General features: G+C 66.3%; 21 protein-coding genes. 13 read left to right on the plus strand and 8 right to left on the minus strand.

The features are described from left to right. Nucleotides 1–264: 264 nt before the first annotated feature. Nucleotides 265–873 (plus strand): DUF6088 family protein, encoded by a 609-nt coding sequence (locus M5D76_RS01960; RefSeq protein ID WP_248921713.1) that lies wholly within the window; start codon nucleotides 265–267, stop codon nucleotides 871–873. Beyond that, a complete protein-coding gene (locus tag M5D76_RS01965) occupies nucleotides 867–1,862 on the plus strand; it encodes a nucleotidyl transferase AbiEii/AbiGii toxin family protein (protein ID WP_248921714.1) in 996 nt (331 codons plus the stop codon). Before M5D76_RS01960 ends, M5D76_RS01965 begins: the two co-directional genes overlap by 7 nt. Nucleotides 1,863–1,971: 109 nt before the next feature. On the opposite strand, the gene rlmD is transcribed toward M5D76_RS01965, so the two are convergent. From rlmD to M5D76_RS01990, 5 genes are all read right to left on the minus strand, one after another. Continuing rightward, the gene (rlmD, locus tag M5D76_RS01970) at nucleotides 1,972–3,195 is read right to left on the minus strand and encodes a 23S rRNA (uracil(1939)-C(5))-methyltransferase RlmD (protein WP_248921715.1); all 1,224 of its coding nucleotides are present in this window, start codon (nucleotides 3,193–3,195) and stop codon (nucleotides 1,972–1,974) included. 38 nt (nucleotides 3,196–3,233) lie between these two features. Beyond that, the gene (locus M5D76_RS01975; protein ID WP_248921716.1) at nucleotides 3,234–4,391 is read right to left on the minus strand and encodes a GGDEF domain-containing protein; all 1,158 of its coding nucleotides are present in this window, start codon (nucleotides 4,389–4,391) and stop codon (nucleotides 3,234–3,236) included. A gap of 159 nt (nucleotides 4,392–4,550) precedes the next feature. After that, nucleotides 4,551–4,799 (minus strand): VOC family protein, encoded by a 249-nt coding sequence (locus M5D76_RS01980; protein WP_346348398.1) that lies wholly within the window; start codon nucleotides 4,797–4,799, stop codon nucleotides 4,551–4,553. Then, nucleotides 4,796–5,143: a type II toxin-antitoxin system RelE/ParE family toxin gene (locus tag M5D76_RS01985; RefSeq protein ID WP_248921718.1), complete on the minus strand. Its 348-nt coding sequence runs from the start codon at nucleotides 5,141–5,143 to the stop codon at nucleotides 4,796–4,798. Before M5D76_RS01985 ends, M5D76_RS01980 begins: the two co-directional genes overlap by 4 nt. Then, on the minus strand, nucleotides 5,136–5,447 hold the full coding sequence (locus M5D76_RS01990; protein ID WP_248921719.1) for a type II toxin-antitoxin system RelB/DinJ family antitoxin: 312 nt from the start codon (nucleotides 5,445–5,447) through the stop codon (nucleotides 5,136–5,138). The genes M5D76_RS01985 and M5D76_RS01990 overlap by 8 nt, the downstream gene beginning before the upstream one ends. 418 nt (nucleotides 5,448–5,865) lie before the next feature. Here M5D76_RS01990 and M5D76_RS01995 point away from each other — a divergent pair, with 418 nt between their 5' ends. From M5D76_RS01995 to M5D76_RS02020, 6 genes are all read left to right on the plus strand, one after another. Next, a complete protein-coding gene (locus M5D76_RS01995; protein WP_248921720.1) occupies nucleotides 5,866–7,941 on the plus strand; it encodes an elongation factor G in 2,076 nt (691 codons plus the stop codon). 198 nt (nucleotides 7,942–8,139) lie between these two features. Further along, nucleotides 8,140–9,144 carry an endonuclease domain-containing protein gene (locus tag M5D76_RS02000; protein WP_248921721.1) on the plus strand — a complete coding sequence of 335 codons (1,005 nt, stop codon included), beginning with the start codon at nucleotides 8,140–8,142 and terminating at the stop codon, nucleotides 9,142–9,144. A 428-nt stretch (nucleotides 9,145–9,572) separates the two neighbouring features. Then, the gene (locus M5D76_RS02005) at nucleotides 9,573–10,904 is read left to right on the plus strand and encodes a hemolysin family protein (protein WP_248921722.1); all 1,332 of its coding nucleotides are present in this window, start codon (nucleotides 9,573–9,575) and stop codon (nucleotides 10,902–10,904) included. Nucleotides 10,905–10,993: 89 nt separating this feature from the next. After that, nucleotides 10,994–12,355 carry a cyanophycin synthetase family protein gene (locus tag M5D76_RS02010; RefSeq protein ID WP_248921723.1) on the plus strand — a complete coding sequence of 454 codons (1,362 nt, stop codon included), beginning with the start codon at nucleotides 10,994–10,996 and terminating at the stop codon, nucleotides 12,353–12,355. A 75-nt stretch (nucleotides 12,356–12,430) separates the two neighbouring features. Next, nucleotides 12,431–12,892 carry a YtxH domain-containing protein gene (locus M5D76_RS02015; protein WP_248921724.1) on the plus strand — a complete coding sequence of 154 codons (462 nt, stop codon included), beginning with the start codon at nucleotides 12,431–12,433 and terminating at the stop codon, nucleotides 12,890–12,892. A gap of 76 nt (nucleotides 12,893–12,968) precedes the next feature. Next, the gene (locus tag M5D76_RS02020; RefSeq protein WP_248921725.1) at nucleotides 12,969–14,012 is read left to right on the plus strand and encodes a PRC-barrel domain-containing protein; all 1,044 of its coding nucleotides are present in this window, start codon (nucleotides 12,969–12,971) and stop codon (nucleotides 14,010–14,012) included. A gap of 149 nt (nucleotides 14,013–14,161) precedes the next feature. On the opposite strand, the gene M5D76_RS02025 is transcribed toward M5D76_RS02020, so the two are convergent. Then, the gene (locus M5D76_RS02025) at nucleotides 14,162–15,451 is read right to left on the minus strand and encodes an Nramp family divalent metal transporter (protein WP_248921726.1); all 1,290 of its coding nucleotides are present in this window, start codon (nucleotides 15,449–15,451) and stop codon (nucleotides 14,162–14,164) included. Nucleotides 15,452–15,453: 2 nt separating this feature from the next. After that, the gene (locus M5D76_RS02030; protein WP_248921727.1) at nucleotides 15,454–17,298 is read right to left on the minus strand and encodes a magnesium transporter; all 1,845 of its coding nucleotides are present in this window, start codon (nucleotides 17,296–17,298) and stop codon (nucleotides 15,454–15,456) included. Between the two features lie 355 nt (nucleotides 17,299–17,653). Here M5D76_RS02030 and M5D76_RS02035 point away from each other — a divergent pair, with 355 nt between their 5' ends. Beyond that, nucleotides 17,654–18,331: a transaldolase family protein gene (locus M5D76_RS02035; RefSeq protein ID WP_248921728.1), complete on the plus strand. Its 678-nt coding sequence runs from the start codon at nucleotides 17,654–17,656 to the stop codon at nucleotides 18,329–18,331. 131 nt (nucleotides 18,332–18,462) lie between these two features. Here M5D76_RS02035 and M5D76_RS02040 read toward each other — a convergent pair whose 3' ends face one another. Then, nucleotides 18,463–19,311: a DeoR/GlpR family DNA-binding transcription regulator gene (locus M5D76_RS02040; RefSeq protein ID WP_248921729.1), complete on the minus strand. Its 849-nt coding sequence runs from the start codon at nucleotides 19,309–19,311 to the stop codon at nucleotides 18,463–18,465. Between the two features lie 223 nt (nucleotides 19,312–19,534). Between M5D76_RS02040 and M5D76_RS02045 the strand changes: the two genes are divergently transcribed. The 4 genes from M5D76_RS02045 (at nucleotide 19,535) to M5D76_RS09245 (ending at nucleotide 25,378) form a co-directional block, all read left to right on the plus strand. Next, nucleotides 19,535–19,984 (plus strand): PTS sugar transporter subunit IIA, encoded by a 450-nt coding sequence (locus tag M5D76_RS02045; protein ID WP_248921730.1) that lies wholly within the window; start codon nucleotides 19,535–19,537, stop codon nucleotides 19,982–19,984. A gap of 63 nt (nucleotides 19,985–20,047) precedes the next feature. Then, the gene (gene ulaA / locus M5D76_RS02050; RefSeq protein WP_248921731.1) at nucleotides 20,048–21,520 is read left to right on the plus strand and encodes a PTS ascorbate transporter subunit IIC; all 1,473 of its coding nucleotides are present in this window, start codon (nucleotides 20,048–20,050) and stop codon (nucleotides 21,518–21,520) included. Between the two features lie 191 nt (nucleotides 21,521–21,711). Beyond that, the gene (locus tag M5D76_RS02055) at nucleotides 21,712–21,993 is read left to right on the plus strand and encodes a PTS sugar transporter subunit IIB (protein WP_248921732.1); all 282 of its coding nucleotides are present in this window, start codon (nucleotides 21,712–21,714) and stop codon (nucleotides 21,991–21,993) included. Nucleotides 21,994–22,258: 265 nt separating this feature from the next. Continuing rightward, the gene (locus tag M5D76_RS09245) at nucleotides 22,259–25,378 is read left to right on the plus strand and encodes a glycoside hydrolase family 3 protein (RefSeq protein ID WP_248921733.1); all 3,120 of its coding nucleotides are present in this window, start codon (nucleotides 22,259–22,261) and stop codon (nucleotides 25,376–25,378) included. The last annotated feature ends 74 nt before the right edge of the window (nucleotides 25,379–25,452 follow it).

The raw sequence follows: 25,452 nt of genomic DNA on the forward strand, positions 1-25,452 counted from the left end.
CAGAAGTATATGGGCCTGACGGCGCGGGGCATGCCGTTGCGCGAGGTCAAATCGGCCGTGCGTGCTCATGGGAGGTTGAGCGTATGAGTGCCGCGGAGAATAGATACAATTCGCCAGAAAAAGATCTTCTGTTGCTTTCACGCTAGATTGGTGCTTCAACGGCACCGGCAACCACTATTTGCATTACGGGTCCACCAGGTCTGTTGCAGAATGTCAGATATAGTATATACTTTTTCTGACACTCATTAATCGAAGGGAATGGCCATGTCCATCGCAACAGAAATCGAAGATCGGATAACCGAGGCGGAACCTGGTTCGGTATTCGTGCCGTCAGATTTCCATGATATAGCGAGCGTGGACAACGCGAACACCGTGCTGTCCCGCATGGCGAAGCGCGGAGACATCATGCGCGCCATGCGCGGGGTGTACGCGAAACCGAAGCGCGTCGAGGAGCTCGATGTCGATGTGCCGCCCACGCCCGATGCGATCGCGCATGCCATCGCGCGCAACAACAAGTGGGTAATTGCACCCTCCGGTGACACTGCCCTCAACCGTCTCGGGCTCGATACGCAGGTGCCCGCGATCTACGAGTACGTGAGCAGCGGGCCGTACAAGACCTACCAGTACGGCAAGTTCGCGATAGCCATGAAGCACCGGGCGAACAGGGACCTCCTCGACTGCTCACCGATCACGTGCCTGGTGATACAGGCCCTCAAGGCAATCGGCAAGGATGCGGCCGACGAAAATGTCGCCGCAAGAATCGCCGCCCGCTTGAGCGATGAGGAGGTCGAGGCGCTCTATGATGAGACCCGCAATTCTACGGCCTGGGTATTTGGATTTGCAAAGAAGGTGAAGGAGGCCAAGAGATGCTAAGCGTTGTGACCAAGGAAAGCTCGGAGCGAGCCGCCATCATCGAGCTCGGAGTCTCTGAGACCGGGTTGTCGGAAGCCATCTTGGAAAAGGACCTCTGGGTGTGCTACCTGCTTGACTACCTGTTCCACCGCAGCGAATTCAAGGACTCCATCATCTTCAAGGGCGGCACAAGCTTGTCCAAGGCTTTCGGACTCATAGAGCGCTTCTCCGAAGATGTCGATTTGATTCTGGACTGGCGCCTCATCGGCTACGGCTTGAATGAGCCGTGGGAGGAGCGCTCGAACACCAAGCAGGACAAGTTCAAGCTCGAGACTATCGAGCGCACGAACGACTACCTGGCGAACGCATTCATCCCATCATTGAAAGCCGGCTTGTCCGCAGAACTTGGCATTGACGCGGATGTGCGCATGGGCGATGCCGAGGAGACGGTGCTGTTCGCTTACCCCAGGCTTTTCTCGAGTGAGGCGACCCTCGATGTGGTAAAGCTCGAGATAGGCCCCCTCGCCGCCTGGACGCCTTCGCAACCAGCTTCGATAATGTCGTACCTTGCCGAGCTGCATCCGCAACTGTTCGCCTCTCCATCGACGGTGGTCGCAACCGCAGCGCCGGAGCGCACGTTCTGGGAGAAGGCGACGATCCTGCACCAGGAGGCGAACCGGCCTGAGGGCAAAGCAATGCCCAAACGTTACGCCCGCCACTACTTCGACATGTATAAGCTTGGACATTCCAACGTCGTCGAGAGAGCGATTGCGCAACCTGAGCTTTTGGCCAAGGTGGTTGCGTTCAAGGAAAAGTTCTACCGCACACCGTGGTCGGAGCTTCCTGATGCGAAGCCAGGCACGTTGAAGCTCTCCCCGCAACCAGAAAGGCTTGCGGAACTTGAGGCAGACTATGAATCCATGCGCCCTATGGTCTTCGGCGACGTTACTGCTTTCGAGGAAATCGTTGCGTTCATGGACGTGCTCGAGAATCGCATAAACGATTTGTAACGCATTATCAGATGAATAGACTTCCTGACATTGGCAAACCTTAACCCGAGCGTTTGGGTAACGGACGGGGTTTGTTCGAGTTGGCGGGGGGCGTCCAGCCTGGTCGCGGCTAGTCGCGCACGAGCGTGGCCACGGTCTCGACGTGCTTCGTGTGGGGGAACATGTCGACCGGGGTGAGGCGCTCGAGGCGGTAGCCGCCGTCGCGGAGCTGCTCGAGGTCGCGGGCCTGGGTGGTGGCGTTGCAGCTCACGTAGACGACGCGGCGTGGCGCGAGGGCGAGGACTCCGGAGAGGAACTGCGGGGTGGAGCCCGCGCGCGGCGGGTCCATGATCACGACGTCGAAGTGCTCTTCTCGGCCACGCGTTGTCATGTATTCGGTGGCGTCCGCGGCCTCGAAGCGGCAGACGTCGGAGAGGCCGTTGGCCTGGGCGTTCTTGCGTGCGGAGTGGACTGCGCCCGGGACCTGCTCGACGCCGAGGACGCTGATGGAGAGGCCCTTGTCGCGCGCGGCGGCGGCGCAGCAGATGCCGATGGTGCCGCAGCCGCAGTAGGCGTCGAGCACGCGGGAGCCGTCGGCGAGGCGCGCGCCCTCGATGGCGAGGCGGTAGAGGACCTCGGTCTGGGTTGGGTTGGTCTGGTAGAAGCTCGTGGGGCCGATCTGGAAGGAGCAGCCCAGGAGCTCGTCGGTGATGTGGCCGGGGCCGAAGAGCGTGCGGCACTCGCGGCCGAGGATGGCGTTGGTGCGACGCTGGTTGACGTTCTGGACGATGGTCGTGATCTCGGGGTGAAGGCGGCAGAGCTCGGAGACGAAGTCGGCCTCGCGCGGGAGCTGCTGGCCGTTGGTGACGACGGTGAGCAGGACCTCGCCGGTGGCGCGGCCGACGCGCACGACGGCGTGGCGCAGGGTCCCGCGGCCGCGGTCCTCCTGGTAGGCACGGATGCCCAGGCGCTCGGCCACGCGGGCGACGTCGTTCAGGATGGGTCGGGCGGCGTCGCACTCGACGAGGCATGCGTCGGCGGGCACGATGCGGTGGCTATGCGGGGCATAGAAGCCGGAGCGGATGGTGGCGCGGCCGTGGCCGGCGCCACGGGAGTTGCGGGAGTGCGAGGGCTTGCCGGGCGCGAAGGGCGTCGCCGCCTTGTGTCGATAGCGGCAGGGCTCGTCCATCCCGATGACGTCGTCGATCGTGGCGTTGTCTCTTCTCGCCATGTCGGCGAAGAGCCCGTCGACGTACTCGCGCTTGCGGCGCAGCTGGATGGGGTAGGGGACGGCGAGCCACTCGCAACCGCCGCAGTCGCGCGCGATCGGGCAGGTGTAGGTCTTGAATCCCATGGCGTCCTTTCGGGGTGCCTGCTGGCGCCGCGCCCGCGCTAGGCCTGCGCGTGGCGGGACTGCTTGTTGACGTACATTGCCGCGTCGGCGCTCTTGAGCAGCGAGCGGGCCGTGGACGCAGGGGTGTTGCACGCGTAGCCGAGGCTCATGCCGAGCACGAGGTCGCCGTCGTCCTGCGCGCACTCGGCGTCGAGGCAGGAGCGGATGGCGGTGCAGAGGTTCTCGATGTCGGACTCGGTGGCGTTGGGGACGAGCATGACGAACTCGTCGCCGCCGTAGCGGTAGATGCTGGCGCGACCGGGGGCGCAGCGCACGGCGCGCTTGAGGGCGCGACCGCAGATCTCGAGCGCGCGGTCGCCGACGGTGTGGCCGTGCCTGTCGTTGATCTGCTTGAAGCGGTCGAGGTCGCCCATGATGACCCAGAGCGTGCCCGGCTCGAGGCGCGGGGAGAGTGCGTTCTCGATGTCGCGCACCATCTGCCTGCGGTTGTTGAGGCCGGTGAGGGCGTCGCGCGAGACGAGCTGGGTGAGCGAGTTCAGGTACATGACCAGGGCGGAGATGGTCATGCCGCAGCACGCGCACGGCAGGAAGGGCGCGAAGTACTGGATCACGCCGCAGATGGCGGGCGGCACGGGGAAGAGCGCGAGGGCTATGTGGCGCTCGCGCTCGGAGAAGTGCTCGTCGGCGATGGCGCGCTTGAGCGCCATGGCGCTGCAGAGCAGGACGTAGCCGTACGAGAGGATGTACTGGCCGAGGAAGAGGGGCCCGCGGACGTAGGTGAGGCCGTCGTAGCGGAAGAAGAACCCGAAGAAGGCGTTGGCGACGAGCAGCACGAGGTGGATGGCCACGAGGGACGGGACGTAGAGCTTGCTGCTCCCGATCTTCTCGTCGGTGATGCCCTGGCGGCGCTCGAAGCAGATAAACCAGCAGTAGCACATGAACGTGGTCGAGAGGAAGTAGAGCGACTTGAGCGTCATGAGCGAGAAGGCTGAACCGGGGAGGTAGCCCGAGTTCATGGTGAACCAGAGGGCGTCCGTCACGATGAAGGCGCAGGTGGCGAGGATCGCGCGTGTGTGGCTGCGCGCTGTGGCGTTGTCGGAGCTCTCGATGCGGGTTCCGAGTCCGATGATCGCGAGGATGATCAGGCAGAAGATGTTCAGCTCGTTGTAAACGCTGATGAAGTGGGGGTCGAGCATGGGGCGGGTGGTCCTTCCTATGCCGCGGGTGTCGTGGGGCCCGTGTCGCCCGCGGCGTCTGTGCGCACATATTCCCTATAGTCTATCGCACTAAAGCAGGCTATGGCTGAAAATTGATGGGGCGACTGTTTGGGTTGGTGGGTCCGTAGAGTTTCAAGTTCATCGAAACGCAAACGTCAGCGTGATGCCGCCGAACCCCTCGCCGATGGCGGGCGGGTCGCTTGGGCAGATGTCCTCCGCCAGCCTTTCCAGCGGGTAGAGCTCGAACTTGGTCCCCGGCATGTCGAAGAAGCGCACGCGCGGGCTCTCCTCCGCGTAGTCGGTGCCAAAGCCCAGCCCGTCACGGTAGAAGGCGACCGAGCGCCCCATGTCCCTCACGCCCAGGCGTATGCACGTGATCTTGTTTATCGGCCTTCCCTCACGCTGCCGGCAAAGACCCTCCTGATCCTCTCGTCCGAGGGCGTCCCGTAGAACACAGCGAACACGTCCACCACCAGGCTCGCCTCGTCCACCCGGTAGAAGACCGAGTACCTGCGGACGTTCATGCGGCGGACCCCCGCCGAGAGGAGCGGCTCGGCGTCGACCGTATGGAACCTGCTGGGCATGCTCGCGAGGCCCATCACTGCCCCCTCGAACTCCTCGAGCAGCCTGGCGGCGGCCTGTGGCATGTCGAGGTCGTCGCGCACGAAGCTGACGGCATCCGAGATCTGGGACATGGCCGAGGGCGTCATGCGGACCTCGTACCTACGCACCGACGAGCTCCTCCCTCAGGCGGGTGAACGCGGCGGCAGCCTCCACCCCCCTGCCCTCGTCCGCCTCCTCAAGGCCGCGCGACAACGCCTCGAGGAGCTGTTCGTTGGTCATCGCGTCCACGTCGAGAGACCGCGGTGCCTCGGGAAGTGCCACCCTGAACGGTATGCTGCCCGTGAGCGAGACCTGGCGTAGGAACATGTCGACGGCGGTGGACATGGAGAGGCCGAGCTGCGACAGGACGGACTCGGCCGACTGCTTTACCGCGGGGTCGACCCGCAGGCTGAGCGTTGCTGACTTCTGCATGATGATCACCTCGTAAGAGAGTATAACGCAGATGTACATACTTCTGCATCACATTACTCATAACTCACGCTCGATACACCGAGCCTCAGCATGCCGCGCACGATAGAGATTCCCGCGCTTGCACGGAAGAATTCACGGAAGAAAGCTTCCGAAAGGAGCGTTTTCTAGTGAAACGAAGTGGTGCGCCGATTTCTCGTGCGCGCCTGGGGTGCGCGGCGACGTGCGGGGCGTGCGCGTTCATGCGTCTGCGGGCGAGGGCGTGACGCTTCCCGAAGCGAGGGCGACGGTCGGGCAGAGACTGTCATGGTGGGGGCATGCGCGGGGTGAGGGGCAGGCTCTTCTCGACCGCGCGGACAGTGTGATGCGCCGCCATGCCCGGCCTCGCCGGACGTGGTTCGGCCCGGCTCGAGGAGGTCACATGGCAGGAGCTTGCGGTTCGGTCAAGAACGTTGCCCTCGTTGGGCAGGGTGGCGTGGGAAAGACGATGCTTGCCGAGGCGATGCTGCACCTGAGCGGGCGCACGACGCGCCTGGGCGGGCATGCCGGCACGAAGCCGACGCTGGACTATGACAGCGAGGAGGGTGCGCGCGGGTTCTCGATCTCGACGACTATGGCGCCCGTGGAGTGGGGCGGCGTTCGGATCAACGTGCTCGATGCGCCGTGCTACCCGGACTTTGTGGGCGACGCGTACGGTGCGCTGGCCGCGGCGGAGACGGCGCTGTTCGTGGTTGACGCGGCGTCGGGGCCCGGCGCGATCACGACGCGGCTGTGGTACGCGGCCGAGGAGCTGAGCCTTGCCCGCGCGCTGTTCGTGAACAGGCTGGACCGTCCGGACGCCGACTGGGAGACGGCGCTGGCCGCCGCCCGCGAGCGCTATGGGTCGCGGCTCGTGCCCGTGACGCTGCCGATGGGGTCGGGCTCGGAGTTTGCGGGGATCATCGACGTCGTGCACATGCGTGCGCGGCACCTCGAGGGCGGGTCGCCCGTGGAGGGCGATATCCCCGACGAGTTCGTGGCCGCCGCCGTGCAGGCGCGCTCGCAGCTCGTGGAGCTGGTGGTCGAGTGCGACGACGAGCTCATGATGAAGTACCTCGAGGGCGAGGAGGTGACGCAGGCCGAGCTTGAGGGGCTGCTGTCCGAGGCGATTCGTGGGCGCTCGTTCGTTCCGGTGTTTGCGGGGTCGTGCGTGCGTGAGGAGGGCGTCATCTCGTTCATGAATGCCGTGGCGGAGTGGTTCCCGACGATGGCCGACTTTGGCCGCGTGCCGCTGGTCAACGGCGAGGAGCTGGACATCTCGCCCGACGACGACCGCCCCGTGGCGTTCGTCTTCAAGTCGCTGCAGGACGCGCAGATGGGCAAGCTCTCGTTCGTGAAGGTGCTTGCCGGCACGCTCGAGCCGGGCCTCGAGCTCACGTGCGCGAGGACGCGCAAGGGCGAGCGGCTGGGGCACCTCAACCGGATGTGCGGCCGCGAGTCGAGCGAGCTGAAGTCCGTCGCGGCGGGCGACATCTGCGTGGTGCCGAAGCTCGACGCGCTCACGGGCGACACGCTCTCGGTCACGGGCAAGGTGGAGGCCGCGGCGTTTAGGTTCCCCAACTCGCTCTATCGCGTGGCCGTCGAGCCGGAGAAGCGCGGGAGCGAGGGCAAAGTGTTCGAGTTCCTGGAGCGCGCGGCCGCGGCCGACCCCACGGTCTCGGTCACGCGCGACGAGGACACGGGGCAGACCGTCATCTGCGCGATCGGCGAGGCCCAGGTGTCGGTTCTTCTCGACCGCCTGGAGGCGGCCGTGGGCGCGCCGGCGCACACGGTGGCGCTGCGCATCCCGTATCGCGAGACGATCCGGCGCACGTCGAGCGCGCAGGGGCGTCACAAGAAGCAGACGGGCGGCGCCGGGCAGTACGGTGACTGCTGGCTGCGGCTCGAGCCCAACCCAGGCGGCGGCTACGAGTTCGTGGACGAGGTTGTGGGCGGGCACGTGCCGAAGAACTACATCCCTGCGATCGACAAGGGCGTGCAGGAGACCATGGCCGACGGCGTGCTTGCGGGCTATCCGATGATTGACGTGCGAGTCGCCGTGTACGACGGCTCGCACCACCCCGTGGACTCCAACGAGATGGCGTTCAAGACGGCCGCGCGCATCGCGTTCCAGAAGGCGGCCGCGGGAGCGGAGCCGGTGCTCTTGGAGCCGATGGCGCACCTCAAGATCGTGGTGCCTGACAGCTACGCGGGCTCGATCATGGGCGACGTCTCGGCGAGTCGCGGGCGCGTCGACGGCATGGTCGCGGCCCAGGGCATGGCAGGGCTCGGCATGACGGAGATCGAGGCGACCGTGCCCTACGCGGAGGTCACCGACTACGCGACGCGGCTGCGCTCGCTGTCCCGTGGCACGGGCGAGTTCGAGCTCGAGCTGGGCGGCTACGAGCAGGTGCCTCACGACGTGCAGCAGAAGCTCGCGGAGCAGTACCAGGAGAGGCGCGCGGCGGGCAACCGCTAGGGCTGCTTTGACAGAGGTGTTGGGGGCGCTCGCCGCAGCTGCGGTGGGCGCCCTCCCTTTTGAAGCTGGCCCTTAGCTGGCAGAAAACTGCCCCTCTGAACTGGGCTTATTCGGCGAAAACAGTCTTTCATCCCAAGAGATTTGTGGCTACCCTCGCGTGTACGAACGGTGCAATGCGACCACGAGAGGGGAACCGATATGCGCAATGCGGAGATGCTGGTTGGGTTCGAGTCGGCGCTCGCGTTCTGGAGGGCGGTGCGCGCGGGGGACCTGGACCTCAGCGAGACGCACATCTATGGCCGGGCGGCCTGGGGTAGCCATGAGATCCTGGATCGCACGCTTCGGGCGTGTCACATCGACGCGCCGCTCGATGTGGTTTCCTCAGCCGCCGGCGAAAGGCACCGCCGAAAGCTCCTCCGTGACCATGTGTGGCGCGGGCCAGGCGCGCCAGCGGCGCAGATCGATCGCGTGAACGGGGTGGAGGTCTGTTCGATGGCGCCGACCTTCGTGCAACTGGCATCGACCTCGGTCGATGACCTTGACCTCATTGCCGTGGCTTACGAGATCACGGGGAGCTACTGCCTTGCGCCATGGTCGGAACGTTCCTGTGTCTATGGCATCGAGCCCCTCACGACCGTCGAGGAGTTGGCGGGGTATGTGATGGCGGCCCGCGCTGTGGAGAGCCGAGGGGCCGCGCGTGCCCTGAGGCTGCTGCCGTTCGTACGGGAGGGTTCGGCTTCGCCTCGCGAGACGGACCTTGCGATTATGTTCGCCCTGCCGAGGGTGCGCGGGGGCCTGGGACTTGATGGCTTCCGGCTGAACAAGGAGGTCGAACTTGCCGGCCGTGCCGCCGAGCTTCTGGGGCACCCCTCCATCCGGGCCGACTTTCTTTGGAAGGGGAGGGGAGGGCGAAGGGATGTCATGGCCGAGTACGAGAGCAACGAATGGCATCTTACGAGCAAGGCAATCGACCGCGACGCACGACGCCGCGAGGCTGTTGTGTCCTCTGGCTACGCGGTGCATCGCATTACCAACGAGCAGCTGCTTGACGCGGGGCATCTCCTTACGCTGGCGGAGGAGATTGCGTGCGAGCTTGGTCGCAATCGGCATCGCCCCTCGAAGCGCATGCTGGACCGCTACGCCTTCGTGCATGACAAGATCGCCTTTGGGTCTGGCGTTGGCCTGAAGGAGGGCCGAGCGTAGCCTGCGCCCGCCGGCGCATGAAAAAGTGGTGCTCCGTGGAAAGATTCCGAGACCTGGTGTGCAAAAACGAGCCCCTGTGGCAACTCGATCGCTGGCCATGCAGGTCTTGGCCGGAGCTTGCCTGCATAACATAATGGCCCTAACTGGGCAAAGACACGAATTTATGCAGTGCCTTGGCCTCTCGCTCAAGTGGTGGAGGCGTTTGAGTTGCCACGGAGGGCCATTTTTTCAATCGGGAGGATGAATTCTTCGCACGGTGGGAGCGTTTTGCGTGAGGCGCAGCCACTCGAGCAAGACGCTTTAGAGGCGCCACGCCTCGGCGGGTCGCCGCTGTCCGCCCCAGCGGCTGAATGAGACGGCTACCTGCGGGGTTTGCTATCATCTGCACATACGTATCTGCACTGACCGAGGAGGTCGCGCACCGGCGCATGGACATAGCACTCTCTATCTTCGTAACCCTGCTTCTGACGATCGCCAACGGCTACTTCTCTATGTCGGAGATGTCGCTCTCCGTCGCAAAGAAGGTCGTCCTCGACCACGAGGCCGACGAGGGCGACAGGCGCGCGGCCAAGGCTGCCCGCGTCATGGAAAACCCCACCGCGTTCCTTGCGGCCATCCAGGTTGCCATCACCCTGCTCGGATTCTTCTCGTCCGCGTTCGCGGCGACGAGCCTCTCCGAGCCCTTCGGTGCATGGCTCGCGGGTCTCGGGCTCGAGCGCTCCTTCGCTGGTGGTCTCGCGACCGTGCTCATCACCCTCATCGTCTCCTACGTCTCCATCGTCGTGGGCGAGCTGGTGCCCAAGCGCATCGCAATGGCCGACGCGGAGAAGATCGCCAAGTCGGTCGCCGGACCCGTCAGCGCCTTCGCCAAGATCACGCGCCCGCTGGTCTGGCTCACCTCCGCGAGCGCCGACGCTCTGTCAGCGTTGCTCGGCATCAAGGGCGCAGACGATCGCCTCGACGTCTCCGAGGACGAGATCCGCTACATGGTCACCGACTCTGACGAGCTCTCCGAGGAGGAGAAGTCGATGATCCACGAGATCTTCGAGCTCGGTGACGCCAAGGCCCGCGAGGTCATGATTCCGCGCGTCGACACGACCGCCCTCGAGGACACCTCGACCGTCTCCGAGGTCCTCGAGGTCATGCGCGCCACCGGCTTCTCGCGCATCCCGATCTTCCACGAGGACGTCGACCGCATCGTCGGCATCGCGCACATCAAGGACCTCATCGGCCCCATGATCGATGACGGCGCCGGCTCCAAGCCCATCTCGCGCTACATGCACTCCGCGAGCTTCGTCCCCGACACCAAGGACATCATCCCGCTACTCTCCGAGATGCAGACAAGCCACGAGCAGATGGTCATCGTCGTGGACGAGTACGGCGGGACGGCTGGCGTCATCACGGTCGAGGACATCGTCGAGGAGGTCGTCGGCGAGATCGAGGATGAGTTCGATCCCGACAACAAGTACCTCACCAAGCTCTCCGAGCGCGAGTGGCTCGTCGACGGCCGCTTCTCGCTCGACGACGCCATCGAGCTCGGCTGGCCCATCCGTGACAGCGAGGAGTACGAGACCGTCGCGGGCTTCGTGCTCGAGACGGCCGACGGCCTGCCCAAGCCGGGCGAGGCCTTCGAGGTCGAGGGCTATACGTTCCGCGTTCAGTCGATGCGCGGCCGGCGCGTCGCGCTTCTGCGCGTGACGGCGCCCGAGCCCGCCGCCGAGGGCGACGGAGAGGCGGACGCGAAGGGCGAGGGCGAGTAGGCCGCGCCGCTAACAGTCCCAGTGGCGTCCCGCGCTCGCGGTTTGTCTACAATGTTGCAAGCACCTGTATTTAGGCGGAAGGCAGTTATATGGCTCAGGTCATCGAGATTCAGCGGGTCGAGGTCGGCCCCGAATACCTAACCGCACGCGTCCGCGTCGCGGATGACGCGCCGCTCATGACGAGCGGAGACCTTCGTGCGACCACGCTTGTGTACAATCTGCTTCCGCACATCGTCGACCACGTCTGTCTGGGTGATGCCGGCGAGACCTTCAAGGACTGCATGGGCGCGACCGAGCTTGCCCACTTGCTCGAGCACATGACCGTCGAGCTTCTCGCCCAGACCAACATCGCCGGCGACATCACGTCCGGCAAGACCTATCCCGTCGCGGACGACCCCCGCGTTTTCGAGATCCAGCTCTCCTGCAAGGACGACGTGCTCACCGCAGCCGCCCTCGCGAGCGCCGTCTGGATCGTCGACTGGGCCTTCACCGGCGGCGGCGACCCCGCGCCCGACGTGGCCGCGATCGTCGACGGCCTTTGCCGTCTCGTCGACTCCCTGGGCACCGAGCCCGCGGAGCGTTACGTCGAGCAGGTCGAGGGTGACATCGACGCCGCCCTCTCCGAGAAGTACGACCAGATCCTGGCCGCCCGCCGCCAGGAGATCGGCATTCGCCTCCGCGAGATCGAGACTGCGCGAGCCAACGCCGAGGCGCAGGCCGCGCAGATCGTCGCCCGCGAGGAGCGCGAGCGCGAGGCCGCCGAGGCCGCCCGCATCGAGCGGGAGCGTCGCGAGGCCGACGAGGCACGCCTGCGCGCCGAGGCCGAGATGCGCAACGCCCGCGAGGCTGCCAACAAGGCCGAGGTCGAGCGCCTCATCGAGGAGACCCACCAGGCCGTCGACCTTGCCGAGGGCGCAGAGCCCGACGCCCCGCAGGACGACCTCGGTTCCACCGTTGTCACGCCCCTCGATCCCGGCGCCACCATCTCTGCGACCATGAACCTCGGCTCGACCGTGGTCAACGCGCCCGCCATCGAGACCGAGCACGTTCCCACCGAGGGGCAGCCCGCACCCGCGGCTGACCCCGAGCCCGTCGTCGAGCCCGAGCCTGAGCCGGCGCCTGTCGAGGAGCCGGCAGTCGAGCCGGGGTCCGATCCCGTCGTCGCCGAGGCGCCCGAGCCCGTCGCCGAGCCCGCTCCTGCCGAGGAGCCTGCGACTGAGCCCGTCGCCGAGCCCGTTGCCGAGCCCGCTCCTGCCGAGGAGCCTGCGCCCGAGCCCGAGTCCGTCTCCGAGGCCGAGCCCACCGCCGAGCACCAGCATGGCTTCGCGGCTGGTACGCCGATGGACACGCTCTTCCCCGTTGCAGGGGGCGCGCCTTCCGACAACGACGATTCCGCGAGTGGTGCCGACGCGGCGCCCGAGCATATTCCCGGCCCGCGAAGGGTACGATAGGTGTAATTCGCGACCGGCCTGGTCGCGTCGTGACGTGTAGTAGCTGGCATGAGCCAGACTGACAGGAGGATTGAAATGAGCGCAAGGGGAGCAGTTGGGTTTGTCGTTGGAACCGTCGTTGGTGCCGCTGCCGGCGCATTCGCTGGCATCATGCTCGCGCCGCGTTCTGGCGCCGAGAGCCGCGCCATGGCCGCCGACGCCATGAACGACGCATGGGACACCGCGGTTGACTCCTACGAGCGCGGCGCCCGCGTCGTGAGCGACAAGATCGACTCCGTCCGTCCCGGCGTCGACGCCACGACCGACGAGCTCCGCGCCAAGGTGGACCTTGCCCGCGAGCGCATGGACCAGCTTCGCGAGACCCTCTCCGACACGGTGACCACCACCTCCACCCAGGTCTCCGACGCCGTCAACTCCGTCGCCGACAAGGTGGCCGCCGCGGCTGACAACGCCGCCGACGTTGACTCGGCTCCCGCCGAGGGCGTCCACGTCGAGGTCGTGGAGGCCGACGCAGACGCCGAGGCCGACGCCGAGTAGCACTCGAACATAGTTTCCGGCAAGGGGCGTGGTGCTCGGGCACCGCGCCCCTTCTTCAAGCGTGAGGGGACCCACGATGCAGCGCATCTCCAACCTCGTCAACAAGCGCCTCTTCGAGGAGAAGACCGACCGCAAGGGCAAGGTCAAGGCCTCCCGCATCGGCCGCCTGCACATGGCGGTCTTCTCGCCCGACGGCCGCCGCCTGGTCGGCTTCATGGTGAGCCTGCCCGACATCGCGGGCATGGTGAAGCGCCCCGACCGCTTCGTGGCCCTCGACGCCATCGCGCCCGCCGACGACGGCTTCCACGTCGCGAACCCCGAAGCCGCCTTCGACGACGCGGCCCGCGAGCGCCTGGCGCTCGACTGGGACGCCTGCATCATGTGGGCCGGCATGGACGCACGCACGCAGTCGGGCAAGGACCTTGGCTTCGTGAGCGACGCGGTCTTCGACGAGAAGAGCGGCGACGTCGCTCGCCTCTGCGTCGGGGACGGCGGCGTTGCGGAGTCGCTGGTCGGCGCCATCGAGATCCCCATCGACATGCTCAAGGGCTACGACAAGGGCTTCATGGTCGTCGACGACGAGGCCACCTCGCTCGCGCTCTCCGGCGGCGTCGCCGCAGCAGCCGGCGAGGGCTATGCGCGCGCCAAGGCCACGGGCCGCCGCGCCGCGGCCAAGGCCGACGAGGCCGCTGCCTCCGCGGTCGACAAGGGCTCGCTCGCGCTCGGCCGCGCCCTCGGCAAGGCCAAGCGCGCGATTGCAAGCGCCACCGAGGACGACGAGCCTGCCCAGAAGAGCGCGCCGGTCGCCGCCCAGGACGTGAAGGTCGCGCCCCCGGCCACGGCCGGCGAGATCAAGAGCGGCACCAAGTCCGCCAAGAAGGTGACCTACGCGCCGGTCGAGAAGAAGCCCGGCCAGGCCAAGTCCGCCGCCAAGAAGACTTCGGGCGCGAAGGCCACCACCAAGAAGGCCACTAGCAAGCCGGCCGCGACCAAGAAGCCCGCCGCCAAGAAGAAGGCGTCCTCGAGCGACGCCGCGGCGCGCGCCGTGGGCAAGCAGGTCTCCAAGATGGGCGGCATGTTCGGCTCGTTCATGGACGAGTACAAGAAGGCGAGCAAGTAGGTTCGCGTCTCGGGCCCGGGCCGTCGGGCGTGCGGGCTGAGGCGTCGGCATGCGCGGGGCCGCCGTGGCGCCAGGCGAGTTCGCGCCGCAGGCGCGCCGTTCGAGCCTGGCGCCACGGTGCCGCGCCACGGAGAGGCTCTTCTCGGCTGCTAGAAACCGAGGGCCTGGAGGACGAACATGATTACGGTGAAGACCGTGACCGCGATGACCGTGACCCAGGTCAGGGCGTTCCAGATGCGGCCGTTTGCGTGCGCGCCCATGATGTGGCGGTCGCGCGCGATGACGATCATGCACACGAGGAGGACCGGCAGAAGCACGCCGTTGACCACCTGCGCGAGCATCATGATGCCGAAGAGGTTCACGTTGGGGATGAGCACCACGGCGGCGGAGACGAACAGGATCGCCGAGATGATGCCGCGGTAGGTGGGCGCCTCGGCCCAGCTGCGGTCGGCGCCGCGCTCCCATCCGAAGGCCTCGCAGACAGCGCTCGCGGTGATGCCGGGCAGGACGCACGCCGCGAGGAACGACGCGCCCACGAGGCCCACGCCGAAGAGGACCTGCGCGTAGGGGCCGGCGAGCGGGGCGAGCGCCGCGGCCGCGTCCTCGGCTCCGTTGACGGCGATGCCGGCCGGGAAGAGGACGTGGCCGGTCACGAGGATGATGAACCACGAGATGATGCTCGCGACGACGGAGCCCGTGACGGTGTCGATGCGCTGGTAGGGGATGTCCTCCTCGCGCGCGTTCTTCTCGACGACGTTGGACTGGGCCAGGAAGATCATCCAGGGCGCGATGGTGGTGCCGATGTTGGCGACGAGCAGCGAGAAGAACCGCGGGTCGTTGGCGAACTGGGGCACGACGGTGTCGTGGGCGGCCTGCGCCCAGTCGGGCTTGACCATGAAGCCCGCGACGATGTAGGTAACGAACACGCAGCTGATCGCGAGCAGGATCTTCTCGATGCGGTTGTAGGAGCCGCTCATGGTGAGCAGCCAGATCGCGAGGGCGGCCACGGGGACCGAGAGGTAGGTGGGCACGCCGAAGAGGCCGAGGCCCGAGGCGATGCCGGCGAACTCGGAGAGCGTGACCGTGGTGTTGGAGATCAGCAGCGCGAGCATGGCCAGGGCGCTGCCGCGCACCCCGAAGCGCTCGCGGATGAGCGACGCGAAGCCCTTGCCCGTGACGCAGCCCATGCGCGCGGCGGTCTCCTGCACGACGATCAGCAGGAAGCACATGACGGGCACGGTCCAGAGCTGGCCGAAGCCGAACATGGCGCCGGCGTTCGAGTAGGTTGCCACGCCACCCGCATCGGCGCCGGCGAGTGCGGCGACCATGCCGGGGCCGAGCGCCGCGAGCACGCGCTTGGGGTCCAGCCTGCGGCGCCCCTGCTGCTGCCCGGACTCGGCCGCGGCCGTGGGGGTGCTCTTCTCGGTGACGTCTGCCATGCCTACACCATCACAATCCGCGCGACGACGTAGCAGACGACGGCGAACACCGCGAGCGCCACGAACATGGCCACGAGCGACAGCGAGAAGCCCGAGGTCTCCTTGTTCTGCTCGTCGCGCCTGTGCAGGATGTGCAGGTAGATGGGCGCGGTCGCGAACGACGCGAGGGTCGAGGCGGCCGCCGCGATGAAGCCGTAGGTGAGCGACGACGAGATCGAGCCCATGCCGTACTGCGTGCGCACGATGGTGTTGAACACCATGAGCATGAGCAGGACGAGAAGAGCAAACACGAGGCCGATGCCCAGGCTTCGCACCGCGAAGCCCGCGAGCGACGGGGAGTCCTCGTCGTCGGGGTCGTTCTCGAGGAAGAAGTTCGTGACGTAGGTGATGGAGTCGTCCGCGACGATGAGCGCGATGGGCAGGCCGGCGCTCGCGAGCAGGACCGACTCGAGGGAAACGCGGCCCAGCGTGACGATGGCCATCACGACGGCGCCGAGCATCCAGATGAAGAACCAGGCGTTGCGGCGCAGCAGCCACATGAGGTCGTGGCCGTTGCCGGACTGGTCGCCGTCGGTGCTGCCGCCGGCTATCTGGAGGTCCTCGGCGTGCTCCTCCTCCAGTACGTCAAGCGCGTCGTCGACCGTGACGATGCCGAGCAGCACGCCGTTGTCGTCGACGACGGGCATGGCCAGCAGGTTGTACTTGGCGATGTTCTCGGCCACGTCCTCCTGGTCGTCGTCGGGGTTCGCGGTGATGAGCTCGTCCTCGATCGAGATGTCGCTCAGGCGCTCGTCGGGCTCGGCCTTGACGAGCCTCTGGAGGGTGACGATGCCGGAGAGTCTCTTCTCGTCGTCCTTCAGGTAGACGTAGTGGACGGTCTCGAAGTCGTCGTCGAGGTTGCGCAGGCGCTCGACGGCGTCGCCCACGGTGGCGCCCTCGTCCATGATGAGCGCCTCGGACGTCATGATGCGGCCCGCGGTGTTCTCGCGGTATCCCAGCAGCTGGCGGATCGCCTTGCGCTCCTTCACGCCCATGAGGCGCAGGAGCTTCTCGGCCTTCTCGTAGTCGAGCTCCGAGACGAGCTCGGCAGCGTCGTCGGGGTCCATCTCGGACAGCATGCGCGACGCCTCGGACTCCTCCATGTCGCCCATGATCTCGGCGGCCATCGCGTCGTCGTCGAACTCGGCCATGGCCTCGGCCGCCTGCTCGCTCTCGAGCTGCGCGAACACCTGGCCGCGCAGGCGCGGGTCGAGCCGCTCGAGGATGTCGGCGATGTCGGCGGGGTGCAGCTCGTCGAGGGTCTTGTGCGTGACGGAGAGCTTCACGCTCGACAGGTCGCGGTCGAGCAGGTCCATGTAGTTCCACGCGATGATGCGCTCGGGGATGGGCTTGCCGAGCGCGCGGGCGCACCTGGTCACGATGCGCTCGAGGTGCGGAGACAGCGAGCGCAGGATGCCTCGCGCGCCCACCTCGGCACCAAGCAGGCGCAGCTGAGAAGAGCTTGTGTCCGAGAGCTTCAGGTCGTTGACGCGAACGACGCGCATGCCGCGCGTGTCGACGATCTGCTTGTTGAGGAGGTCGCGGCGGATCAGGACCTCGTCGGGCTGCAGGTACGAGAAGCGGATGTCGGTGTCGACCACCTTGAGGCGGACCTCGCAGTCGTCGAACGAGCCGACGTACTTGCGCCACGAGATCATGAAGGGGGTCTTGCCGGGCCCCTCGACCGCGAGCGCGGTCACGCGGGGGAAGACCTCGCCGGTGGCGATGCCCAGGTCGTTCACGCGACCGATCTTCTCGCCGTTAACGTCATAAACGGGTTCGCCCAGCATCTGGGACAGGTAAATCATGGGTGCTCCTTAGCGCATTGTGACAGGCCCCGCGTGCGGGGCGTCTTGGGGTACCCCGCGACGCGCTCGAAGGAGACGCCGGGGGTCATCGACTGTGAGGTCGAGGTTTCATCAATGACCCTTCTCTTAGGTAGTACGTGATAACGCTCTGGCGGCGCGCCCTCAGCGCGCCCCGTGTATTGTACACGCCACGGGAAATGTACCACTTCGGACGCGCGGCAGTTACGCAACGTGCACAAATGCGCCGCGTTTGCCCCATGAGCGCACGCGCGCTGTGCCATCATGTGCCCTAGGGTCGGCACTGGCGCGCAGCCGGGCGCCGCGCATCCGCATCAGTCAGAGGGGGAGTGCGACCATGGACGACTTCGAGCTCATCATCGACACGGCGGACCTCGACAGCATCAGGCTGTGCGACGAGGTGCTCGACGTGCAGGGGGTCACCACCAACCCCACCATCATCACGCGCACGGGCAAGCCCGCCGAGCAGGCGATCGCCGACCTCGTGGCGTACCTGCGCCCCGACCAGAAGCTCTTCGTCCAGGTGGTGGCCACCGACTTCGACGGCATCATGTCCGAGGCGCGCCACATCGCGAGCCTGCGCCCCGAGAACACCTACCCCAAGATCCCGGTGACCCACGCGGGCCTGCGCGCGATCAAGCAGTGCTGCGCCGAGGGCATTCCCACGCTCGCGACGGCCATCTACAGCTCCGATGCCGCGTTCATGGCGGCGCACAACGGCGCCGACTACCTCGCGACGTACGTGAACCGCATGTGCAACTACGGCGACGGCGTGCAGGACGTGATCGACCTGATCGACATGCTCGCGGCCCAGCATTCCACGTCCAAGCTGCTCGCGGCCTCGTTCAAGAGCGTCGACCAGGCGCACAAGCTGATCCGCGCCGGCGCGCAGGCGCTCACCCTGCCGCCCGACGTCGCCCTCGCGATGGTCGGCCACCCCGGCACCCAGGTCGCCGTCGACGAGTTCAGCGCAAACTGGAAGAAGGCCTACGGCCGCGACACCCTGCTCGCCTAAGGCACGGCGCCCGCACCGCGGCGGTCGCGCACCAATACAATCACGCCAAGTAAGGCATGCCAAGAAAGGCACGCCGAGTAAAGCACGCCAAGAAGGGCGGCCACGTAGGGCACGCCGAGAAGAACCTGCCCCTACCTCGCGGCCCTGAGCGTGGGTATGGCAAGCTCCTGGAGCCTGCGCAGGATCTCGGGGTCCTCGGCGTCCGTGATGATGCCGGAGAAGTCGGTCAGCGAGGCGAAGCGGAACGCGTCGTGCCTGTTGAACTTCTGCTCGTCGGCGAGGAGGAACTTGTACGAGGCGTTGCGGATGACGCGCTCCTTTACCGAGCCGCTGTCGATGTTGTCCGACATGACGGCCGTGTTCTTGAGGTCGATGCCGCTTGTGCCGACGAAGGCCTTCGCGAACAGCAGGGGCTCGAGCAGGCTGACAGTCGCCGAGCCCACGAACCCGCTGAGCTGAACGTTGAGGTATCCGCCCGTTCCGAGCACGGTCACGTGGGGCGCGTTCCCGAGCCTGCGCATCACGTCGATCATGTTGGTCGTGACGATGACCTTCTTGTCGCCCTCGGCGATCAGGTCGGCAAGCAGCACGTTTGTGTCTGAGACGTCGAGGAAGATCGAGTCGCCGTCGTTGATCTCGAAGTAGGCGCGCTTGGCGACTGCGAGGCGGCTTGCGTAGTCGGCGTCGTGCGCGGACTCGCCGGCGAGGTCGTCCGCCGTGCGAAGGTCGCCCCTGCGCTCCGTGAGGGAGGGGATGGGATTGGCGGCTGCCGAGGCGGCGGCGGGCGAGGGTTCGCTCTTCTCGATGCGCGTGGCTCCGCCATAGACGCGAACGAGCTTTCCCTCCTTCGAAAGGTCCTGGAGGTCCTTGCGGATGCTGTCCACGCCCACGTTGAACATGGTCGCGAGGGCCTCGACCTCAACGCGGCCGTCTCGCTCTACGAGCTCGACGATTCTCTTTCTTCTCTCTCTGCGGAACAACGTCACACCTCCCCTCAAACCTTTGCCCAAAAGGATATACGACGTTTGTGCCCAAAAATCGACCTCTTGGAACAATCTGGAAGAAATTTCCTAATTTCTTCTTGCAAAACTGGAAAAAACTGGAATAGGATAGGTTCGCTCGTTGAATCACAGGGTCACTATGTGCGAGAAACGCGAGGCAGAACGCCATCTCGCGCCGAGGCCCTCCAGGATGGAGGTGCATATGGGAGCAGTCAAGAGCATGCTCAAGCGCGAGAACGTGCAGATCGTTCAGTCGTGCGCCGATTGGGAAGAGGCCGTTCACGTGGCCGTTCAGCCGCTGGTCGACGGCGGTTACGTCAAGCCCGCCTACATTGACGGCATCATCGAGAACGCGCACGAGCTCGGCCCGTATTTCGTGCTTGTTCCAGATCTGGCCCTTCTTCACGCCCGCCCCGAGCAGGGTGCCATCAAGAGGCAGCTTGCCGTCACGGTGCTGCGCGAGGGGACGGAGTTCAAGCCCGGCGAGCCCTGCCGCGTGCTGGTCACGCTGGCGGCCGAGGACTCGAACTCGCACATCGACGTCATGAGGGTCCTGGCGGCCATGTTCGCCGACCCCTCGAACATCGAGAAGGTCGCGACCGCCGAGTCGGCCGACGACATCTACCGCTTCTTCGTCGACTTCTCCGCCTAGGCGGGGTCCGTAGAGAGACAAGCAAACAAGAACAACCGGTAAGCAATCAACTAAGGGGGAAACATGGCAGTACTCGACTTCATCGTCAACATCCTGTCTACGCCGGCAATTCTCGTCGGCCTTCTGGCGCTACTCGGCCTTTGTCTTCAGGGCAAGCCCGTTGAGGACGTCATGAAGGGCACCATCAAGACCATCGTCGGCTTCCTGGTCCTGTCCGCCGGCGCGGCCTTCCTGCAGTCCGGCTCGCTCCTCGCCTTCGGCGAGCTCTTCAACTACGCCTTCAACATGCAGGGCGTCGTTCCCAACAACGAGGCCGTCGTCGCCGACGCCCTCCAGAACTTCGGCACCAGCTCGGCCATCATCATGGCCCTCGGCATGGTCTTCAACATCGTGCTGGCTCGCTTCTCGCGCATGCCGTACATCTTCCTCACCGGCCACCACACCCTGTACATGGCGTGCATGATCGCCGTCATCCTCGGCGGCGCCGGCCACCTCGAGGGCTGGATGCTCTACATCGCCGGCGGCTGCCTGCTCGGCCTGATCATGGTCCTGTCCCCGGCGTACTGCCAGGTCACCTTCCGCAAGGTCACCAAGAGCGATTCCGTGGCCCTCGGCCACTTCGGCGGCATCGGCTACTGGTTCGCCGGTCTCGTCGGCAAGCTCTTCGCCAAGGACCCGAAGCGCAAGAGCACCGAGGAGATCAACTTCCCCAAGCGCCTCGTCTTCCTGCGTGACACCACCGTCTCCATCTCCCTCACGATGATGGTCTTCTTCCTCATCGTCGTGGGCGTCGCGGTCGCCAAGGGCCTGCTCGGCCTCGTTCCCGCCGGCACCGACCCCGTTGCCGCCCAGGCCATCCTCGAGCCCTACGGCCTGACCGTCGACAACTGCGCCACCCTGCTCAACATCGGCACCGAGACCAAGACCAACTGGATCGTGTGGGCCATCACCTCTGGCATGAGCTTCGCCGGCGGCGTCTACATCATCCTCTCCGGCGTGCGCCTGATCATCGGCGAGATCGTCCCCGCCTTCAAGGGCATCGCTGACAAGCTCGTCCCCGGCGCCAAGCCCGCCCTCGACTGCCCCGTCGCCTTCACCTACGCTCCCAACGCCGTCATCATCGGCTTCCTGAGCTCCTTCGTCGGTGGCATCCTCGGCCTGCTCATCCTCAACGGCGTCAACACCGCGATCCCCGTCGCCCTCATCCTCCCGGGCGTCGTGCCCCACTTCTTCTGCGGTGCCACCGCGGGCGTCTTCGGCAACGCCGAGGGTGGCCTCAAGGGCTGCATCGCCGGCGCCTTCGCCCACGGCCTGCTCATCACCTTCCTGCCCGCGATCTGCATGCCCGTCTTCACGGCCCTCGGCTACGTCGGCACGACCTTCTCTGACGCCGACTTCTCCTGGATGGGCATCGTCTTCGGCAACGTCGTGAACTTCACCAGCGGCGCCGTCCTGCTCGCGATCTGCGTCATCGTGTACCTCCTGCCGATCGTCTACAACTTCGTCGCTCCCAAGAAGAGCGCCGAGCAGGAGTAGTCCGCTCGACCCCCTCTCGCCTTGCTGCGCCGCGGGTTGGCCGGCCGCATCGGTCTGCCCTCCCGCGGCGCGCGGCACAAGACGCTCGGCGACCAACGCGGGCGCCCGCAGCCCCTGGCGAGTAGACTTGCACTAGGTGTTATCCATCGGCCGCCGCGCACGTGCGACGGGCCTTACGTAAGGAGAAGAACGTGGCCATCAACAAGATTCTCTGCTGCTGCGGTTCCGGCCTCGGCTCCAGCCTCATCGTCCACATGAACACCGAGGACGTCGTCAAGGCCCTCGGCCACCCCGAGATCGAGGTCGATCACACCACGATCTCCGACATCAACCCCACGGCTGCCGACCTCTTCGTCGTCGCCGGCGACCTCAGGGACTTCGTCAGCAACATCCCTGACGAGCAGAAGGTCATCCTCGACAACATCCTCGACAAGGACGAGCTTCAGCAGAAGCTGGCCGAGCGCCTCGCCTAGGCACGCTCTTCTCGGCAGCTCCTCTTTGCTCCAACAGATCTTGGCGGGCGTCCCCTGTGGGCGCCCGCCTTTTTGTGCGTCTGGCGCAACCGGCCCGCCGGCTGCCATGCCGCGCGGCGCCCATATCGTCGCGCCTGTCGACGGATTGGTGCGCCTTCCTGCCCCGACGTTCACCGGGCGACCCTCGCCGCATAGAATGAAATGACGTAGTGGTCCGCGGCGGCACCACCGCCGCGCAGGTGCGACGGGTTCGAGGGGGTGCCACGTGAACAAGAGGGCGCGCATTCTCAGGGTCGTGGGCTGGACGCTTGCCGTGATCCTTCTCGCCGTGGTCGTCGTGGCCAACGTTGCCGCCGTGCGTTTCGGCGAGACCATCGACTCCTACCTCAACTCGGATCGCGTCGACGCGACGCCTGTGCGCATCGAGACCCAGAAGGCCGCGAGCACCGCCCTCGCCGAGACGATCGAGGGCGAAGGCGTCGTGCTTCTCGAGAACAAGGGCCGCACGCTGCCGCTGGACGGCGCGGTAGACCGCGTCAACGTGTTCGGCTGGGGCTCGACGCAGTGGGTCACGGGCGGCTCCGGCTCGGGTGGCGTCTCCGGCGACACCTCGGGCATCCTCGACGCGCTCGCCGCGCGCGGCATCTCCTACAACGAGGACCTCGCCAAGATGTACCGCGGCTTCCAGGACTCGCGCCCGTTCCTCGCGGCCGGCTCGCTCAAGACGCTCGACACCGACTTCTGCCAGCTGTACGAGCCGAGCATCGACGACGACCGCTACTACAGCGACAACCTACTGCAGCAGGCGCGCGACTACTCCGACACCGCCATCGTCGTGCTGTCGCGCATCTGCGGCGAGAGCATCGACTGCCCGCGGGCGCAGTACCGCATAACCGAGCGCGGCGGCAAGCCCAAGGTGACGCTCGGCCACCACTACCTCGAGCCCACGCCCGAGGAGGAGGACCTCATCAGCTACGTCGCGAGCACCTACGACAAGGTGATCGTGCTCGTCAACTCGACCAACCCGATGGAGCTCGGCATCGTCCGGCGCATCCAGGGCGTCGACGCCTGCATGCTCGCGGGCACCACGGGGACGAGCGCCGCGACTGGCGTGGTCGACGCGCTCTGGGGCACGGTCAACCCCTCCGGTCGTACGGCCGACACCTACCCCTACGCGTTCGAGACGGACGCGAGCTGGGCCAACTCCGGCCGCGACGGCGAGGGCAGCTACACCGATGGGGCGGGATGCTATCCCGCCGACGGCACCATCGACCCCAACGTGGGCGGCCTCACCCCCTACGACGCCGTGCGCTACGTCGACTACGTCGAGGGCATCTACGTCGGCTACCGCTGGTTCGAGACGGCCGACGCGGAGGGCTACTGGGCCGACCGCAACAACGGCTTCGGCTCGGGTTACGCCGGCGTCGTGCAGTACCCCTTCGGCTACGGCCTCTCGTACACGAGCTTCGACTGGGAGGTCGCCGAGCGCAACTTCCGCCCCCGCTCCGCGGTCGCCGAGGGAGAGACCCTCGAGCTCAAGGTCAAGGTGACCAACACCGGCGAGGTCGCCGGCAAGGACGTCGTCCAGCTCTACTTCGCGCCTCCCTACACCAAGGGCGGCATCGAGAAGAGCTCGACCGTGCTCGCCGACTTCGCCAAGACCGACCTGCTCCAGCCGGGCGAGAGCCAGGAGGTCGCGCTGTCGGTCCCCGTGCGCTCGATGGCCTCCTACGACTGCTATGACGCGAACCATGACGGCCTCACCGGCTGGGAGCTCGAGGCTGGCGCCTACGAGCTCCAGCTCAAACGCGACGCCCACAACCTCGCCGACTGCGACGATGCCGTCACGCCCTTCCGCGTCGACGAGGACATCCACTTCGCCACGGACCCCGTGACCGGCAGCCAGGTCAAGAACCGCTTCACGGGCGCGGCGGCCGAGGGCGGCGTCTCCATCGACGGAAGGACCACCGGCGCCGGCATCACCTACCTCACGCGCGCCGACTTCAAGGGCACCTTCCCGTCCAACCGCGCCGCCGACCGCGAGATGGACGACGCCATCAAGATCCTCAACATCTACGACGCGGACCTCGCGGCCGCGGCAGACTCCGCCGCCGATAAGAGCGCGACCGTGGCCCAGGCCACGGCGGGGGCTCCGGCGCACGACGTGGCCCTCGGCGCGAGCGCGCTTGCGTCCGGCGCCCAGGTTCCCCCCGCCGCGACGGACAGGGACGCCTCCTCCTCCGACACGTCTTCCGAGGGCAACGCGTCCTCCGGTGACTCCTCTGGCATGCACGTGGAGAAGGTCTGCCAGGCGGGCAAGATCACGCCCCTCGGCCGCGCGCTCGGTTCCAACTACAACGATGTCCGCTGGATCAGCCTGCTCGACAGCCTCACGCCACTCGAGATGAAGAGGATCGTCCTGCACGGCTACACGAGCTCCGCGGTCATCGAGTCGATCGGCAAGCCGCGCACCAAGGACCTCGACGGGCCGGCCCAGGTCTCGTCCTTCAACCAGATCGTCTGCGGCATCGGCTATCCCAACCCGACCACGATCGCGCAGACCTGGAACCGCTCCCTCGCGCACGAGTTCGGCCGCGCCTGCGGCATGGAGTGCGCCATGCTCGGCATCGACGGCTGGTACGCCCCCGGCGTCAACCTGCACCGCAGTCCCCTGGGTGGCAGGAACTACGAGTTCTACTCCGAGGACCCGCTCCTCTCGGGCGTCTTCGGCGCAGAGACCATCTCCGGCTCGAACGAGACGGGCACCTTCTGCTACCTCAAGCACCTCGTCTGCAACGAGATGGACAGCTACCGCGACTCCCTCTACACGTGGCTTACCGAGCAGACCCTGCGCGAGCTCTACCTCGAGCCCTTCCGCATCGCCGTCGAGCACGGCGGCTGCTCGGGCATCATGAGTTCCTATAACCGCCTCGGGGCCGTCTGGTCCGGCGGCTCGCACGCGCTGCTCACGACGGTCCTGCGCGGCGAGTGGGGCTTCCATGGCTCGGTCATCACCGACTACTCAGACCACCACAAGTACATGAACGCGGACCAGATGATCCGCGCCGGCGGCAGCATCTTCATGGACGGGGTCTTCGCCGACGGCAACTTCGCCTTCGACACGTCGAGCAAGAACTTCGACCTGCAGCTGCGCCGCGCCACCAAGGACATCATCTACATCTGGCTCAACGCCCGCGCGAAGAACCTCGCCTACAACGAGACCGCCCAGGCCGCCGGCCTGCCGACGCTCGACCGTCCCATCAAGACGCACGGCACCTCGGCCGTGATCGTCGCTGTCTCGCTGATCGACGCCGTCGTCCTCATGGCGGTCCTGCTGCACGTCGTCCATCGCGTCCGCAAGCGCAAGGAGCTTGGCCTGAAGTAAGCCGCCCTGAATGAGCCCGCACGGGCCGCGCGCGCCCTTTGGCCGCTCAATAGCCCAGTATGTGTGGATTTGCG

The sequence above is a fragment of the Olsenella intestinalis genome (assembly GCF_023276655.1).
Taxonomy (GTDB): domain Bacteria; phylum Actinomycetota; class Coriobacteriia; order Coriobacteriales; family Atopobiaceae; genus Olsenella_J; species Olsenella_J intestinalis.